The organism is Nocardia sp. CC201C (genome assembly GCF_030010695.1).
Lineage (GTDB): Bacteria > Actinomycetota > Actinomycetes > Mycobacteriales > Mycobacteriaceae > Nocardia > Nocardia otitidiscaviarum.
Genome location: NZ_JASCXP010000216.1, coordinates 1 through 12,398 on the forward strand (window position 1 = coordinate 1; position 12,398 = coordinate 12,398).

General features: G+C 64.8%; 15 protein-coding genes. 6 read left to right on the forward strand and 9 right to left on the reverse strand.

All coding sequences use genetic code 11. From position 1 onward, the window contains the following. Positions 1-10 precede the first annotated feature (10 nt). Both QK444_RS21530 and QK444_RS21535 read right to left on the reverse strand, forming a co-directional pair. Complete coding sequence (locus tag QK444_RS21530; RefSeq protein ID WP_282783035.1) at positions 11-661, reverse strand: cyclodeaminase/cyclohydrolase family protein; 651 nt, start codon at positions 659-661, stop codon at positions 11-13. A gap of 168 nt (positions 662-829) precedes the next feature. Continuing rightward, entirely contained in the window at positions 830-1,504 is a 675-nt protein-coding gene (locus tag QK444_RS21535) for a type 1 glutamine amidotransferase domain-containing protein (protein WP_282783037.1), read from the reverse strand. Between the two features lie 136 nt (positions 1,505-1,640). Between QK444_RS21535 and QK444_RS21540 the strand changes: the two genes are divergently transcribed. Next, entirely contained in the window at positions 1,641-2,513 is an 873-nt protein-coding gene (locus tag QK444_RS21540) for a LysR family transcriptional regulator (protein ID WP_282783039.1), read from the forward strand. 77 nt (positions 2,514-2,590) lie between these two features. Here the strand turns inward: QK444_RS21540 and QK444_RS21545 are convergent, their stop codons facing one another. Both QK444_RS21545 and QK444_RS21550 read right to left on the reverse strand, forming a co-directional pair. Further along, on the reverse strand, positions 2,591-3,118 hold the full coding sequence (locus QK444_RS21545) for a hypothetical protein (protein WP_282783041.1): 528 nt from the start codon (positions 3,116-3,118) through the stop codon (positions 2,591-2,593). Between the two features lie 395 nt (positions 3,119-3,513). Then, positions 3,514-4,080 carry a DUF4352 domain-containing protein gene (locus tag QK444_RS21550; protein ID WP_282783043.1) on the reverse strand — a complete coding sequence of 189 codons (567 nt, stop codon included), beginning with the start codon at positions 4,078-4,080 and terminating at the stop codon, positions 3,514-3,516. Between the two features lie 56 nt (positions 4,081-4,136). On the opposite strand from QK444_RS21550, the gene QK444_RS21555 reads away from it, so the two are divergent. After that, complete coding sequence (locus tag QK444_RS21555) at positions 4,137-5,306, forward strand: glycosyltransferase family 2 protein (protein ID WP_282783045.1); 1,170 nt, start codon at positions 4,137-4,139, stop codon at positions 5,304-5,306. 50 nt (positions 5,307-5,356) lie between these two features. On the opposite strand, the gene QK444_RS21560 is transcribed toward QK444_RS21555, so the two are convergent. Next, the gene (locus QK444_RS21560) at positions 5,357-5,527 is read right to left on the reverse strand and encodes a hypothetical protein (protein ID WP_282783047.1); all 171 of its coding nucleotides are present in this window, start codon (positions 5,525-5,527) and stop codon (positions 5,357-5,359) included. A 614-nt stretch (positions 5,528-6,141) separates the two neighbouring features. Here QK444_RS21560 and QK444_RS21565 point away from each other — a divergent pair. Next, positions 6,142-7,329 carry a hypothetical protein gene (locus QK444_RS21565; RefSeq protein WP_282783050.1) on the forward strand — a complete coding sequence of 396 codons (1,188 nt, stop codon included), beginning with the start codon at positions 6,142-6,144 and terminating at the stop codon, positions 7,327-7,329. Here the strand turns inward: QK444_RS21565 and QK444_RS21570 are convergent. After that, entirely contained in the window at positions 7,253-7,849 is a 597-nt protein-coding gene (locus tag QK444_RS21570; RefSeq protein ID WP_282783052.1) for an NUDIX hydrolase, read from the reverse strand. The genes QK444_RS21565 and QK444_RS21570 overlap by 77 nt on opposite strands. A 91-nt stretch (positions 7,850-7,940) precedes the next feature. Between QK444_RS21570 and QK444_RS21575 the strand changes: the two genes are divergently transcribed. After that, positions 7,941-8,867, forward strand: a complete 927-nt coding sequence (locus tag QK444_RS21575; protein WP_282783054.1) for an aminoglycoside phosphotransferase family protein — start codon at positions 7,941-7,943, stop codon at positions 8,865-8,867. A gap of 154 nt (positions 8,868-9,021) precedes the next feature. On the opposite strand, the gene QK444_RS36495 is transcribed toward QK444_RS21575, so the two are convergent. Continuing rightward, positions 9,022-9,672 (reverse strand): GNAT family N-acetyltransferase, encoded by a 651-nt coding sequence (locus tag QK444_RS36495; protein WP_306358555.1) that lies wholly within the window; start codon positions 9,670-9,672, stop codon positions 9,022-9,024. Between QK444_RS36495 and QK444_RS21585 the strand changes: the two genes are divergently transcribed. Beyond that, a complete protein-coding gene (locus tag QK444_RS21585; RefSeq protein ID WP_282783063.1) occupies positions 9,598-9,813 on the forward strand; it encodes a serine hydrolase in 216 nt (71 codons plus the stop codon). The two genes, QK444_RS36495 and QK444_RS21585, sit on opposite strands and share 75 nt — an antisense overlap. A 117-nt stretch (positions 9,814-9,930) precedes the next feature. Next, the gene (locus QK444_RS21590) at positions 9,931-10,167 is read left to right on the forward strand and encodes a hypothetical protein (RefSeq protein WP_282783056.1); all 237 of its coding nucleotides are present in this window, start codon (positions 9,931-9,933) and stop codon (positions 10,165-10,167) included. Between the two features lie 890 nt (positions 10,168-11,057). Here QK444_RS21590 and QK444_RS21595 read toward each other — a convergent pair. Then, a complete protein-coding gene (locus tag QK444_RS21595) occupies positions 11,058-11,654 on the reverse strand; it encodes a hypothetical protein (RefSeq protein WP_282783058.1) in 597 nt (198 codons plus the stop codon). Between the two features lie 549 nt (positions 11,655-12,203). Continuing rightward, positions 12,204-12,398 (reverse strand): MspA family porin (locus QK444_RS21600; RefSeq protein ID WP_282783059.1); only part of this gene is annotated, 195 nt, incomplete at its 5' end.

A 12,398-nucleotide genomic window follows, 5' to 3' on the forward strand; every position in this document is an offset into this window, starting at 1 on the left:
GTGTTCGAATCTATTTGGTAATGGCCGCGACCACGTCGTCGTGCACGGCGTCGGCGCGCGCGGTGAGCTCGTCGATCTGCGTGAGCACCGGCTCGAACTCGCTGCCCGCGCCCGCGCCCAGCGAGGCGACATTGATGGCGATATTGAGCTGCGAGGTGGCGGCGGCCGCCCGCGCGCAGTCGGCGGCCGCACCGATATCGGTGACCACATTGGGATTGCCGATCGGCAGCAGCTCGGCGGCGAGAGAGATGATCTCGTCCGCGACCGCGACCACATCGGCGGGCACCCGCGCCGCACCCAGCAGCGCCGCGGTGATCGCCTCGGTCCGCGCGGCCTGCTGCTCCTCGGTGTCCTTGGGCAGCTTGTAGGCGTTGCCGACGGCGGTGAACGCCTCCGCGTCGGCATCGGCCAGCTCCAGCGCCCGCGCCCGCGCGGAGTCGGCGGCCCCGATGATCCGGTCCACGGCGGGCCGATGCTCGGCATCCTTGGCCCGGGTGGTGTACCGCGCCACCATGGCCACCAGTGCCGCCCCCTGCGCGGCATGCAGCGCCGCGACCGCGCCACCGCCGGGCGCGGGCACCTTGGCGGCCAGCTGATCCAGGTACCCCTGCAGCGTCGAGCCACCGAACGAGGCGATGTCCTGCGCGGTGTCCTGAGTCATGAGCGATGCCCTCCCGGGGAGTCGTCGTGCCGTGAGCGAACTTTCGCGCCCTACGCTACCGGGCCTCGACCGGCGCGCCGTCGCGCACCCGACATCGTCGTCGGGCTATCCCGAAGGGGCCGCGCGTCGGCGCCCTCAGGTCTGATTCGCCGGGGCCGTTCCGGGAATTCACCGCGCGAGAGCATCCACCATCGCCTCGGCGACGCCGCGTGCCGAGACCGGATTCTGCCCGGTCACCAGCCGATCGTCGGTGACGACCTGAGCGGTGAAATCGTCGGCCGGCAGGTGGGTGGCGCCCTGGGCGGTAAGTCGATCGGCCAGCGGGAACGGCACCACCTCGCTCAGGCCGACCGCGGCCTCCTCTGCGTTGGTAAACGCGGCGACCTTCTTGCCCGCGACCAGATACGACCCGTCCGACAGTGTGGCGCCGACCAGCGCGGCCGGGCCGTGGCAGACCGCGCCCACGACTCCGCCGCGTTCGTAGATCTCCCGCGCCAGCCGGGCCAGCGCGGGGTTGTCCGGGAAGTCCCACATGGTGCCGTGTCCACCGGCGAACAACACGGCCTCGTACGCGCCGGTGTCCACCGCGTCCGGGGTGGGGGTGCTCGCCAGCTGGGCGGCGATGTGGGGATCGGTGAGGAACCGGCGCTGGACGGGAGCGGTCGGGTCGTCGCCGTCGCGCGGCGGGTTGCCCCCGGCGACGCTGACCAGATCGACCGCGTAGCCGGCGGCGGTGAAGACCTCCCACGGGATCGCGGCCTCGCCCATGTGGAATCCGGTCGAACGGCCCGTCTCACCCAGGGCCGCGTGGCTGGTCAGGGCGATGAGGATGCGCTTGGACATGACGGTGTATCTCCTCGTATCGAACTTGTGCCGCAACGTCTTTCGCTGCGACGCAACCGATACTGCCCGTCGCTACCTATCGAGAACCAATAGCTGATCTTGCCTTAGGTATCAGAATTCTGATAGCTAAGCAGTCATGGGCGGCACCTCTCTCGATCTGTTCCGAACCTTCTTGACCGTCTACCGGTCGGGTTCGGTGTCCGCCGCCGCCGACCTGCTCGGCCTGTCCCAGCCCACCGTCACCGCACATGTCAAAGCCCTCGAGGCCGACCTGAACCGCCCCCTGTTCCGGCGCGTCGCCCGCGGTATGACACCCACTTTCGCCGCTGACCACCTGTCGGCCCGCATCGGCCCGGCCCTGGACGACCTCGCGCAAGCGGTCCACCACGAACTGCACGGCCCCGCTGAAACCTTCAGCCACACAGTCCATCTCGGTGGCCCCGCGGAATTGGTCTGTGCCCGCGCCCTGCCCTCGCTGGCCGGACTGGTCACCGAGGGCTTGCGCCTGCGCATCACCCTCGGTCTCCCCGACCAGCTCCTGGCCGACCTGTCGGCCGGCGGCCTGGACGTGGTCGTCTCCACCGTGCGCCCCCGCCGCCGTGGCCTGTCCGTCGACGCCCTCACTGACGAGGAATTCGCCCTCGTCGCCGCCCCCACCTGGACGTTCGACGACATCGACCACGCACCCCTGATCGCCTACGCCGAAAACCTCCCGATCCTGCGCCGGTACTGGCGCACCGTCTTCGACACCCGCCTCACCCGGACACCCGCCGTCGTCGTCCCCGACCTGCGCGGCGTTCTCGCCGCCGTCACCGCCGGCGCGGGCATCACCGTGCTACCCACCTACCTGTGCGCCAGCGAACTGGCGGACGGACGACTCCACCAACTCCACGAACCCGCTATCCCACCCATCAACACCCTGTTCATCGCCAGCCGCAACGGTCCGGCCCATCCCGCCGTCACGGCCGTCCGCGGTCATCTCCTCCTTCACGCCAGCGGCTGGACATGACCCCAGCGATCACTCGCGCATCCTGAACGGTCCGGCGGCTCTCTCGCACCTGGGGCTTGCGCTCACCCCGCTGTTCGCTATCGCTGCAGATCGTCCGCCACCTGCACCAAGAATTCCGCGACCTTCTGAATGTCAGCCGACGTCAGCAACTCCTGCTCCGGACAGTCCTTGACGAAGCTCATCTGGGCTGACCAGTTCCCATCTCGGACCTCGACCTCGGTCCAGTATGGCAACGGGGCTCCGGTCCAGGCTTTACCGTCGAAACCTGCCACGGAACGATAGCCGGAAGGCGGCTCATCGGGATCATCTTTGTACACCAAGAATGGTTGGTGCACTTGCAGCGTGCCTATGATTCCGTTCTTGCCCGTGCTGTGGCATATCGTGTTCCAGCCGACGGTGCCGTCTTCCTCGCCTAGCGTGGGGGTATCCACGTCTGCGTTGTTCATGGAAAGCGTTCCGCGGAGGAACTGGCCGTAATGGTCACACAGCTCGACTGAACCGTATTTCGATGGATCAGGTTTGAAGTACGATGGCTCAATAAATTTGGAGCAGCCTGTAACCCCAAGAATTGCCACAAAGGAGAGCAGGCCGATTCGTGCTCTCATCGTTATCGTGCTCCCCGGTCACCATGGCCGTTCAGCCGATTCAAGCTTGCATATCTACGCGCCGCACCACATCGACTCCCCATCTCCTCCACGCAGCCCCGTGGAATCCCCGCCCCTGGAGGGCTTCTCGCTGACCTTAGCCTATCGATCATGTGAAAGCGCCTGCGCGCTACGGTGACTCGGAGCCGTCAGAAGTCACTGACTGGGTCGTTGATGTTGAGGGTGCTTCTCGAGGGTTCGCCCACCATGCGTCGGTCCGCATATCGACAGGTATTCGTACGTCCTCGGGTCCGTCCAATCCGAGCTCGAAGATCCGGTCGAACCACTCATCCCGGCCTGGAACCGCCGGCTACATCTCGCTGGTTCTCGGACCCATCGAGCCGAGATGTGGAGCTCTACCGCAGGGCGACTCTCGCGCCTCCGGAGAACATCGAGTCGTGGAACTCGATGGCGACCGGTACCACGCCGACGGGCACATCGAATGCGATCACGACCGAGACCTTGTGGCCTGGGTTGAGGTCTTCGTGGGAGCCGTAGTCGTTCAAGGCCGAGTTCGCTGAGAAGCTGGCTTCGAACTCACGGTTCTGGTCGTCGATGAGGACCTGATCGCTCCCGAAATAGGTTTGCGCACGCTTTCCGACATTGCTGATGTCGACGGATACGAGGACGAACTCTCCTTTCGCTTCCTCGCCCCAGAACCGTCCGCCGACTCGGGTGGTGCCCTGTTCGACATTGGTGATCACGAATTCGAACTGGCCATCGCGCACAGCGGAGCCAGCGGGTGCGACGTCGTTCTCCGGAGGCGCGGCTGGGGTCTGAGCGGCCGGTTGCTCGCTGGGAGATGGTTTCGCCGCGACGGGACCAGTGGTGGCCGTTTTCGTGGATGAGGTGTTGCTGGCGAGTCCGATCAATCCGACGCAGCCACCACAAGACAGCACCAGCGTGCCGATGGCGATCCACACCCACACCGGAACAGCCGGTTTCCGTGGTGGCGGTCGCATGGGGTATTGCTGCGGGTATGGATACGGCTGCTGAGGCCCAAATGGTGGCGGCGGCGGATAGTTCACGGGTTCCCCTGGGCGCGATGGTGGTATGCGAGTCGATCGGCCCCACGCAGGTTGCCGTTACGTCGCTGGTCTTCGCGCAGAGTATGCGCGCAGGCAACTGGTGCAGGAGGTCCGAAGGTCTATTTCCGCTACTCAGAGCGGAAAGTTGGCACAGAAAGTCAGCGCCACATCGGCCTCGGTCTACCGTAGCCGCACAGATCGGAGTTCCTCCGAAGTGGCTCGTCCCAGCTGATATGTTCCCCGTCATGCCTCGCCGCGACGACAAGACCGTCGGCCTGATCCTCGTCACCTACCAGAGCGCAGAAGACTTACCTCGCTTCCTGGGCACCATTACCGCCGCTGTCAGCCCCTACGAGTTGGACGTGGTCGGAGTCGACAACGTCTCCAGCGACAACAGCGCCGACCTCGTCGAGGAATTCGGTGGCCGGGTCATCCGGAACAACCGCAACGTCGGGTTGGCCGCGGCGATCAACCAGGGCGTGGCTGAGACCGATGCGGAGTGGATTCTGGTCGCGAATCCGGACACCGACCTCGCGCCGGGTTCGATCGCGGCGCTGGTTGAGACCGCCAAGACGGACAACCGGATCGGCATGATCGGCCCACGCATCGTTCGCTTGGACGGCACCCCATACCCGAGTGGGCGTCGGTTCCCGTCACTCGCGGTCGGTGTCGCCCACGCACTCCTCGGTGGCGTCTGGCCGGACAACCCGGCCACCCGCCGATACTTCGGTAAGCCGGTCACCGCGGTCGGTGACGTGGACTGGATCTCCGGTTGCTGCATGCTGTTCCGCCGCGAGGCGTTCGACGCGGTGGGCGGCTTCGACGACCGCTACTTCCTCTATTTCGAGGAAACGAAGATGGCGTTGGACATGCATCGCAGTGGCTGGCGGGTGGTTCTCGATCCGAGCGTGGAGATCCGCCACCGCGAGGGCGGCAGCATGCGGTCGGCACCGTTCCGAAAGGTGCGCAGCCACCACCGTAGCGCGCTGCGGTTCTACTGCGACTACCACCGGGGTTCACCGTGGCTCGTATTCGCCCCGCTGGTTGCGGTGGGGTTGGTCGTTCGCGGATTGCTGGCGGTTGCGAGGACGGCGGTCGTCGAACGGCTTGGACGCAACTAGCGGGATGTGTGGGCGGAAGACATGCTTCTTGTGACTCGGCCGGAGCCCGGTCACCGGGTGTCCTCCGATGTGACGTCGATGATTTCGAGCTGAGATGTGAGCTCGAGCGGGGCGGCCCCGTGCTCCAAGACGTCCAGCTCTTCGGCGGTGAGCGGCCAGCCATCCACGCCAACCGGCCATATGCCGTCGTCTCGGTGCTGGTAGGAGATGTGGCCGGTCATGTGCGGCTCGAATCCGGTACCAAGCGCCCTTGCGCTACCAATGTGCGGTACGCAACCGTCTTGGTGACGCAAACACCCACTTCGCATTCCATGTGCGCCTGCATCGCCGGATTTGGATTCTTCTGCGCCCATATAGGATTCATGCAGCTGCTCACCAGCCGGATAGTCTCCGGGCTCGTGTCGGCGGGTACTTCTACGATCGGCACCGTCGGCTCCCTTCGGGTTAGCGCGGGCAGGCATCGTTCTCTTCGCTTCCGTCGTGTCGCTGTAGTTCGCCAAACCGCCTACGGAGGACCTGCACCGCATTCACGCCGAACATTCCACGCCACGCGGTTGCCGCTGGTAAGGCGTGCGGGGAGGGAGGGTGTGTGCACGGGGGGTGTGCAAACGGGTGATGGCTGGCGCGGCGCGGCCGATGCTGTCATGCTCCCGACATGGGGCGAAAGCCGAAGCAGCCCAACCAACAGCCTTCCGAACTCCTCGCCGAAGCAGCCTTACCCAACAAGGCATTGGCCAGGAGGGTTGTGGAGCGCGGGATCTCCGTGGGGGTCGAACTCCGATACGACCATGCGTCGGTCGGGCGTTGGCTGGCCGGCGAACAGCCGAATTCGCCTGTGCCCGAGCTGATCGCGAACGTACTCACGGAAGCGCTGGGGCGGCGGATCACACCGGCGATGTGCGGAATGATGGGCGGGCCGGACACCGCAGCTGATCCCGGGCTGCAGTTCTCACTGAGCCTCACCGGCGCGGTGAACGTGTCGACCGCGCTGTGGCGCAGCGATATCGAGGGGCGCCGCTATCTGCACGGCGCGTCCTACGCGGTCACGGTTTACTCGGCCGCGTCGATGCGGTGGCTCACCCTGCCCGGCCCGGAGCACCCGGTGTCGGTCGGGCCGCGCCGCGTCGGGCAGGCCGAGGTGGACGCGGTCCGCGACATGGCCACCGCCTTCCGCGACCTGGACAACCAGGTGGGCGGCGGGCAGGTGCGATCCACGATCGTGCAATACCTGCACAGCTCGGTGAGCCCACTGCTGCGCGGTAGCTACAGCGAGCACATCGGCCGCCAGCTATTCGCGACGACAGCCGAACTCGCGCGCCAGGCAGGCTGGGCGGCCTACGACCAGGAGGAACACGGGCTGGCCCAGCGCTACCTCATCCAAGCCCTGCGGCTGGCGCGTGCCGCAGCCGACGCTGGACTGAGCGCGGAGATACTGGCGGCCATGAGCCGCCAGGCCACCTACGTGGGGCGGCCCGGTGATGCGGTAGACCTCGCCCGTGCCGCCCAGATCGCCGCCCGAAACGCCGGATTGGCGGTACTGGAGTCCGAGTGCCTGATGGTGGAGGCTCACGGCCATGCCGCCCGCACCGACAGCGCCGCCTGCGCGAGATCACTCTCCGCCGCCGAACGAGCATTCGACCGCGGCGCGGACGACCCGCAACCGGACTGGTTGTCCTACTTTGACAGTTCCTACCTATCGGCGAAGGTCGCTCACTGCTTTCGCGAGCTGGGTGACGACACCCGCACCGCCCGGTTCGCGCGTCAGTCGCTGAATATGTCGGCCGGATACCAGCGCGGCCGGGCGTTCAACCTCGCCATACTCGCTGCCGCCGTAGTCGACCAAGACCCGCGCGAGGCGGTACGCATCGGCACCGAAGCACTCGAGATAGCGGCTGGACTGTCGTCACGTCGCAGCTGGTCCTACCTGCGGGACGTGCGGCAACGTCTCATCGCCTACGCGGAGCTTCCGGAAGTGGCCGCGTTCCGGCGGCAGGTGCTGGAGCTGTCTGATCGGAGAGGCTGAGTGCGCGATAGATCGCGACAACGGTTGCGGCACCGACGATGTCGCCGCGATCTATCATCCGCACCGCCTCGCCCAGCGGGAACCATCGGACGTCTTCGGCCTCGTTGATATCGGGTGCGGTCTCGGTCAGATCCGCGCCTCGCGCCAGATAGATCTCCTGCGGGTGATCGAGTGTACCGATGGCAGGCTGGTACGTGACCAGATGCTTCATCGTCCGGGGCCGCCACCCGGTTTCCTCCTCCACCTCCCGCGCCGCCGCGGCGGCGACATCCTCGGCGTGATCGACGTACCCACCCGGCAGTTCCCACACCCACCGGTCGATGATGAACCGGTGCCGGTACATCAACAGCACCTCGCGGTCGTCGTTGATCACCAAAGTCATTGCGCAGCGCGGCATACGGGCCACGTACTGCGTGAATTTGACCCCGTCCGGCAACTCGACGTCGACCGTGGAGAGCCGAATGTGGCGGTTCTCGTCCACCAGATGTTCACCGTGAATAGTCCACTGGGTCCGCTTCACTGTTCAAACACTACGCGGGAGGACCGATCCCGTGTAAAGCTGCACCAGTCCGCGACGCTGCGGTACTCGACGGCGATCGAGATCGGATCTCATGGCACACGAAGACATCGAACCCGCCCGCCTCTCGGATTCGGATTTCGTTCCCGCCCGGACCCGCCCTATCCTGGACATCGCGTGCCGGCGAGTAGGCATCAACGGCAGCGACGCGATGCTGCTACGGCATCACACGAACGCTGTCTATGTGCTTGTCCGCGCGCGGGTCGCCGTCAAGATCGGTCGGCCGGAGCACCGCCACATCGACGTAGTCGGTTTGGTGCGGTGGCTGGACGACCACTGCGTGCCGTCGGTGGCTTTGACCGACGTCGACCAGTCCATCGAGGTCGCAGGCTGCCCGGTGACCTTCTGGCGGTATCTGGATCAGCGCGGTGGTCTGGTCAGTGCGATTGATCTGGCAGGACCACTTGCCGCATTGCATGCGGTCCCGCCGCGCCCGCCGGTCGAGGTGCCGGACCAGCAGATATCGCGCAGCTTCGACGCCATCACCAAAGCTATCGACATCAGCCGCATCCTGTCGCCCATGGACCGAACCCTGCTCCACGCGCATCGAGAGCAGTTGGCCGCGGAAGCGCACGAGGTTCGGTACGTCCTCGATCCCGCACTGATTCACGGCGACGCGCACCATCGCAACGCGCTGTGGGACCGCGACGGTGGGGGGCGTGCGGTGCTGTGCGACTGGGAGAGCGCTGCTGTCGGCCCGCCGGAATGGGATCTGGTGACCCTCGAGGTGCATTGCCGCCGGTTCGGTCACCCGCCACGCGAGTATGACGAGTTCTGCCGCGAGTACGGGTTCGACATCCGCGACTGGGATGGGTATGCGTGGCTGCGGCGTCTGCGGGAGCTGCGCATGATCACCACCAATGCGCGTAAGGCCGCCGTGGGGTTGAGCACGGTCGTGGAGGTGCGTCGGCGGATCGAGGCGCTGCGTGCCGGCGAGCAGATCGGCTGGAGCATTCTCTAGCTGTTTGACTGATCAGTAGCGGTCGTCGACCTCAGCGGCGAACTGGCAGCTGTCCTCGTCGCTGCTGTCGTCTGGCTATCCCCGGCGGTGACCGGCATCGGACGTCGAGTCGCGTGCAGGGTCGGTGCACGTCACCTGCGGCGTGCTCGGGTGATTACGCGGCGAGTTCGAGGGTGATGAGGGTGAAGCCCGTGTCGGGTTCGAGGTGACGGTCGATTTCGCCGAAGCCGAGGCGGGCGTAGAAGGCGCGGGCGGTGGTGTTGAGTTCAAAGACGTCGAGGGTCACCGTGCCGTGGAGGCTGCGGGCATGGTCGACCAATTGTTGTCCGATGCCGGACTTTTGGACGGAGGGGTCGACGAACAGGCCGCCGATCTCGGCTTCGAGCAGCCCCAGTAGTCCGACCACGCCCTTGCCGGGAAGTTCGGCGACCCAGTTGTCGGCGTTGACGAGATAGATCTCGCGGAGCTTGCGCTCCCGTTCGCCGGTGCCCTCGCCCGCGATGAACGGATGCGCGATGCGGGTGGCGCGGCTCCAGAGCCCGACCACGGCTTCTTCGTCCTCGGGCCGGTAGCGGCGGATGGTCGGTGCGGCCGGTTCGGGCGGGGAGGAGTCAGCAGAAGTCACGAGGAACCACCTTTGCGGTGTGGTAGCTGTCTTGGCAAATGAATTATGGAGCTCGACGACCGGGTCCTGATCGGCAGCAACACCAAGACATTCGCGGCGACGGTGATGCTGCCGTTGGTAGCCGAGGGCAAAGCCGAACTCGATGCGCCGGTGGAACGGTGTCTGCCGGGAGTGATACACGGACCATATATCGACGGGAACCGGATCGCGATCCGAAACCTGTTGCGGCACAACAGTGGGCTACCGGAGTACGCCGCGGTGTTCGGGCGGAACCCAAGCCAGGACAGCTCGAGATCATGTCCGAGCAGACGCGATGGATGACAGTCGACATGGCCGAATTGATGCCCGACGCGCTGACGGCGCCCGCCGATTTCGAAATCCCGTCGGTTACACCGAAGTCGGAGGTGAACGGGTCGACTACTCCGATCAGAATGTCTCATGGAGTGGCGCGGACGGAGGATGGTCGGGCCCGGTGCGGACCTCAACCGGTTCTTCACCGCGCTCCTGGACGGAAGACTGCTTCCGCCGGCACAGTCGGCGGAGATGAAGACGGTCAGAACCGTCGACGAGGACGGCGGTATGGCATACGGCCTCGGGTTGGCGACGACCGCCGGGTGGGTCGCCGCCGTGTCCCGTGGATTCGACAACCGGAACCCCGGCACTGGACTGGCGTGACGCACCCGGAGCGCCAGCCGTCAGGACTGAGTCCGGGGGAGCTTCACGGTATCCGTGGACGGTGGCATTCAGCAGTTATCGAAACGCCACTTCCCATCGATAAATGTCCAGATTCGAGGTGTTGGGTCGTCTTCGTTCGCTCGTGGATCGGTGTTCGTCGCAATGACAACACCGGACGATCCTGAAGCTGTAACGATTATTTTGGGAGGATGTGTTTTCAAGTCTCTCGAGTCGTAGAGGTTCTTCATCGACGCTATGTAGTCGACTTGAGGGACTTTAATTCTGCATCGTGGTGATCTGAACTGGTACGCTGCGGCATAGTCATGATCTGCAACTGCGAGCAACATTTTGGTAGCTTCTGTTTCCAGCGCCGCCGAACTCATATCCGGCTCGGGGGAGTCTAGATTTCCTGTGTTTCCACAGGCCGCGAGTAGGATAGATGTGGCGACCAGCGTCAGGCACGCGGTTATGACTGCGCGAGGGCGTGTCATGTTGTACCTCTCTGTGAAAACAATCGGGCGGCGGCGTCAGGGGTCATAACGAGAACGGCCAGGAGCAGTCCGTAGCGGAACTCTCGTGGAATTGGTATAGGTAAAAGGCACACGATGGCTGCTATGCCGACAAGGACCGCCACCACTAGGATGACGCGCGGGTCACGGTAGTTATACTTCGCCCTGTTTTCCTGTCTATAGGTGTCATCTATCGCTCGGGCCGCCGCTCGTACCAGTCCAGTATCGGTCGATCGGATGTACAAGCGGGTGGTTACCCGTGCCACGAGCAGGATGAGCAGGGCTACTGCCAGGGGAAGTGCAGCGTAAACGGCCTCGCGCATTCAGCCTCGTTCCTTTCGATCGCCCATGGAGTCATGTGATTATGGACCTACACCGAGATCAGACGAGAACGGATGGCGGCACCTGCTGTGGTGGTCGAGTCGGTTCCGCCGGGGTGGGCGGCACATTGGGCTCCTGTACTTCAAGGGTCGACGGCGGCACCGCTGTCGTCGCCGGCGGGCCTGTGGTCGGTGGGTTCGTGGTAGGTGGTGCGGCAGTAGTAGGTTGGGCGCCCCCGCCTTCTCCGCCATTGCCGTTGTTTCCGGTCGGCGTCGTGGTCGGCGGTGGGGTGGGGGAAGAAGTTTCCACGGGGAGTATCTCGACCTGGATGTCCTTACTGACCGTGAAGCCGAGAATCTTCTTTTCCGTAATGGTGATCCTGAACTGGAACTTACCCTTCGGTTTGATCTTGTACGAGTCGATGGCGAATACGATTGCCACGGCGATCAGGCCGCAGCCCACGCCTGCCCACGTGCCACCTTTCACTTCAACATTGCAGAAGGCAGCGGCAACTGCGGGAATCCCCCACTTGGCAATCGACCACAGGTAGTCGGAAGTTTCCGGATCGAGCGTCCACGTTCCTTCGGGCAACTGATCCCAGACTGATCTGTCGAACAGATCGCCGGGGAAGATATCAGGCAACTCCGGCATCGGCATCTCAGGAATGCGTGGAAAAACATCAGGGATTTCAGGTAACCGCGGAACTCGTGGTGGGAAGTCGAGGTCGACGGGAGTCGGGTCCAGACTTGGACCATTTACCGAGCTCCCAGCGGGTGGCTGTGATACACCGGCAGGTGTATCAGGTGACACCGGTTTCGCATCCTCGGGAACTGGAATGATCGGGGTGCCGTTGCCCGGTGGCAGCGAGGGCGGTGTCAGCGCTCCAGCGCCAGGACCACCCCCGGTGCCCGGCTGGTTTGGGGTCCAGCTTGGTAGCGGTGGCTGTGAGGCCGTTATCGGCGGCTCAGGCACATCGATGCATGGCCACCCAGGGTGCATTTGCTGCCACTGTTCGCATGGAATGTACGGTGCGGCTTGTGCGGGGGCGGCGACATGCTCACTGGTCAGCGCAATCGCCCCGGCTATGACGAGTGTTCCGCTAAGGGTGGTGGCGAGCGCCCTGTGTCTTCGTTGTCTGCTGCGGAAGTGTGAAGCCATCCTGTGGTTTTCCTTCCGTCGGCCCAGAATAGGACCGGCGCCGGCGGGTCAGAGGGTGATGGGGTCGCCGTAGACGGTGACGGAGTTGTCCGCTGTGTTCGTGGAGATGGCGGCGGTGGCGAAGGAGCGCATCGTGACCGGTCCCATGCAGGCGTCGACTTTGACTTCGACTTGTTCGGCGGTCACCGAGCCGCGTTGGGCGGCAAAGGGTTTGGAGCCGAAGGTGACGGTGCTGATCGTTCC

What these genes read in the sequence shown, in the direction of transcription:
- QK444_RS21530 (WP_282783035.1), bottom strand. Translation starts at nt 661, where the DNA reads ATGACTCAGGACACCGCGCAGGACATCGCCTCGTTCGGTGGCTCGACG.
- QK444_RS21535 (WP_282783037.1), bottom strand. Translation starts at nt 1,504, where the DNA reads ATGTCCAAGCGCATCCTCATCGCCCTGACCAGCCACGCGGCCCTGGGT.
- QK444_RS21540 (WP_282783039.1), top strand. Translation starts at nt 1,641, where the DNA reads ATGGGCGGCACCTCTCTCGATCTGTTCCGAACCTTCTTGACCGTCTAC.
- QK444_RS21545 (WP_282783041.1), bottom strand. Translation starts at nt 3,118, where the DNA reads ATGAGAGCACGAATCGGCCTGCTCTCCTTTGTGGCAATTCTTGGGGTT.
- QK444_RS21555 (WP_282783045.1), top strand. Translation starts at nt 4,137, where the DNA reads ATGGATACGGCTGCTGAGGCCCAAATGGTGGCGGCGGCGGATAGTTCA.
- QK444_RS21560 (WP_282783047.1), bottom strand. Translation starts at nt 5,527, where the DNA reads ATGACCGGCCACATCTCCTACCAGCACCGAGACGACGGCATATGGCCG.
- QK444_RS21575 (WP_282783054.1), top strand. Translation starts at nt 7,941, where the DNA reads ATGGCACACGAAGACATCGAACCCGCCCGCCTCTCGGATTCGGATTTC.
- QK444_RS21585 (WP_282783063.1), top strand. Translation starts at nt 9,598, where the DNA reads ATGCTGCCGTTGGTAGCCGAGGGCAAAGCCGAACTCGATGCGCCGGTG.
- QK444_RS21590 (WP_282783056.1), top strand. Translation starts at nt 9,931, where the DNA reads ATGGAGTGGCGCGGACGGAGGATGGTCGGGCCCGGTGCGGACCTCAAC.
- QK444_RS21595 (WP_282783058.1), bottom strand. Translation starts at nt 11,654, where the DNA reads ATGCCGATGCCGGAGTTGCCTGATATCTTCCCCGGCGATCTGTTCGAC.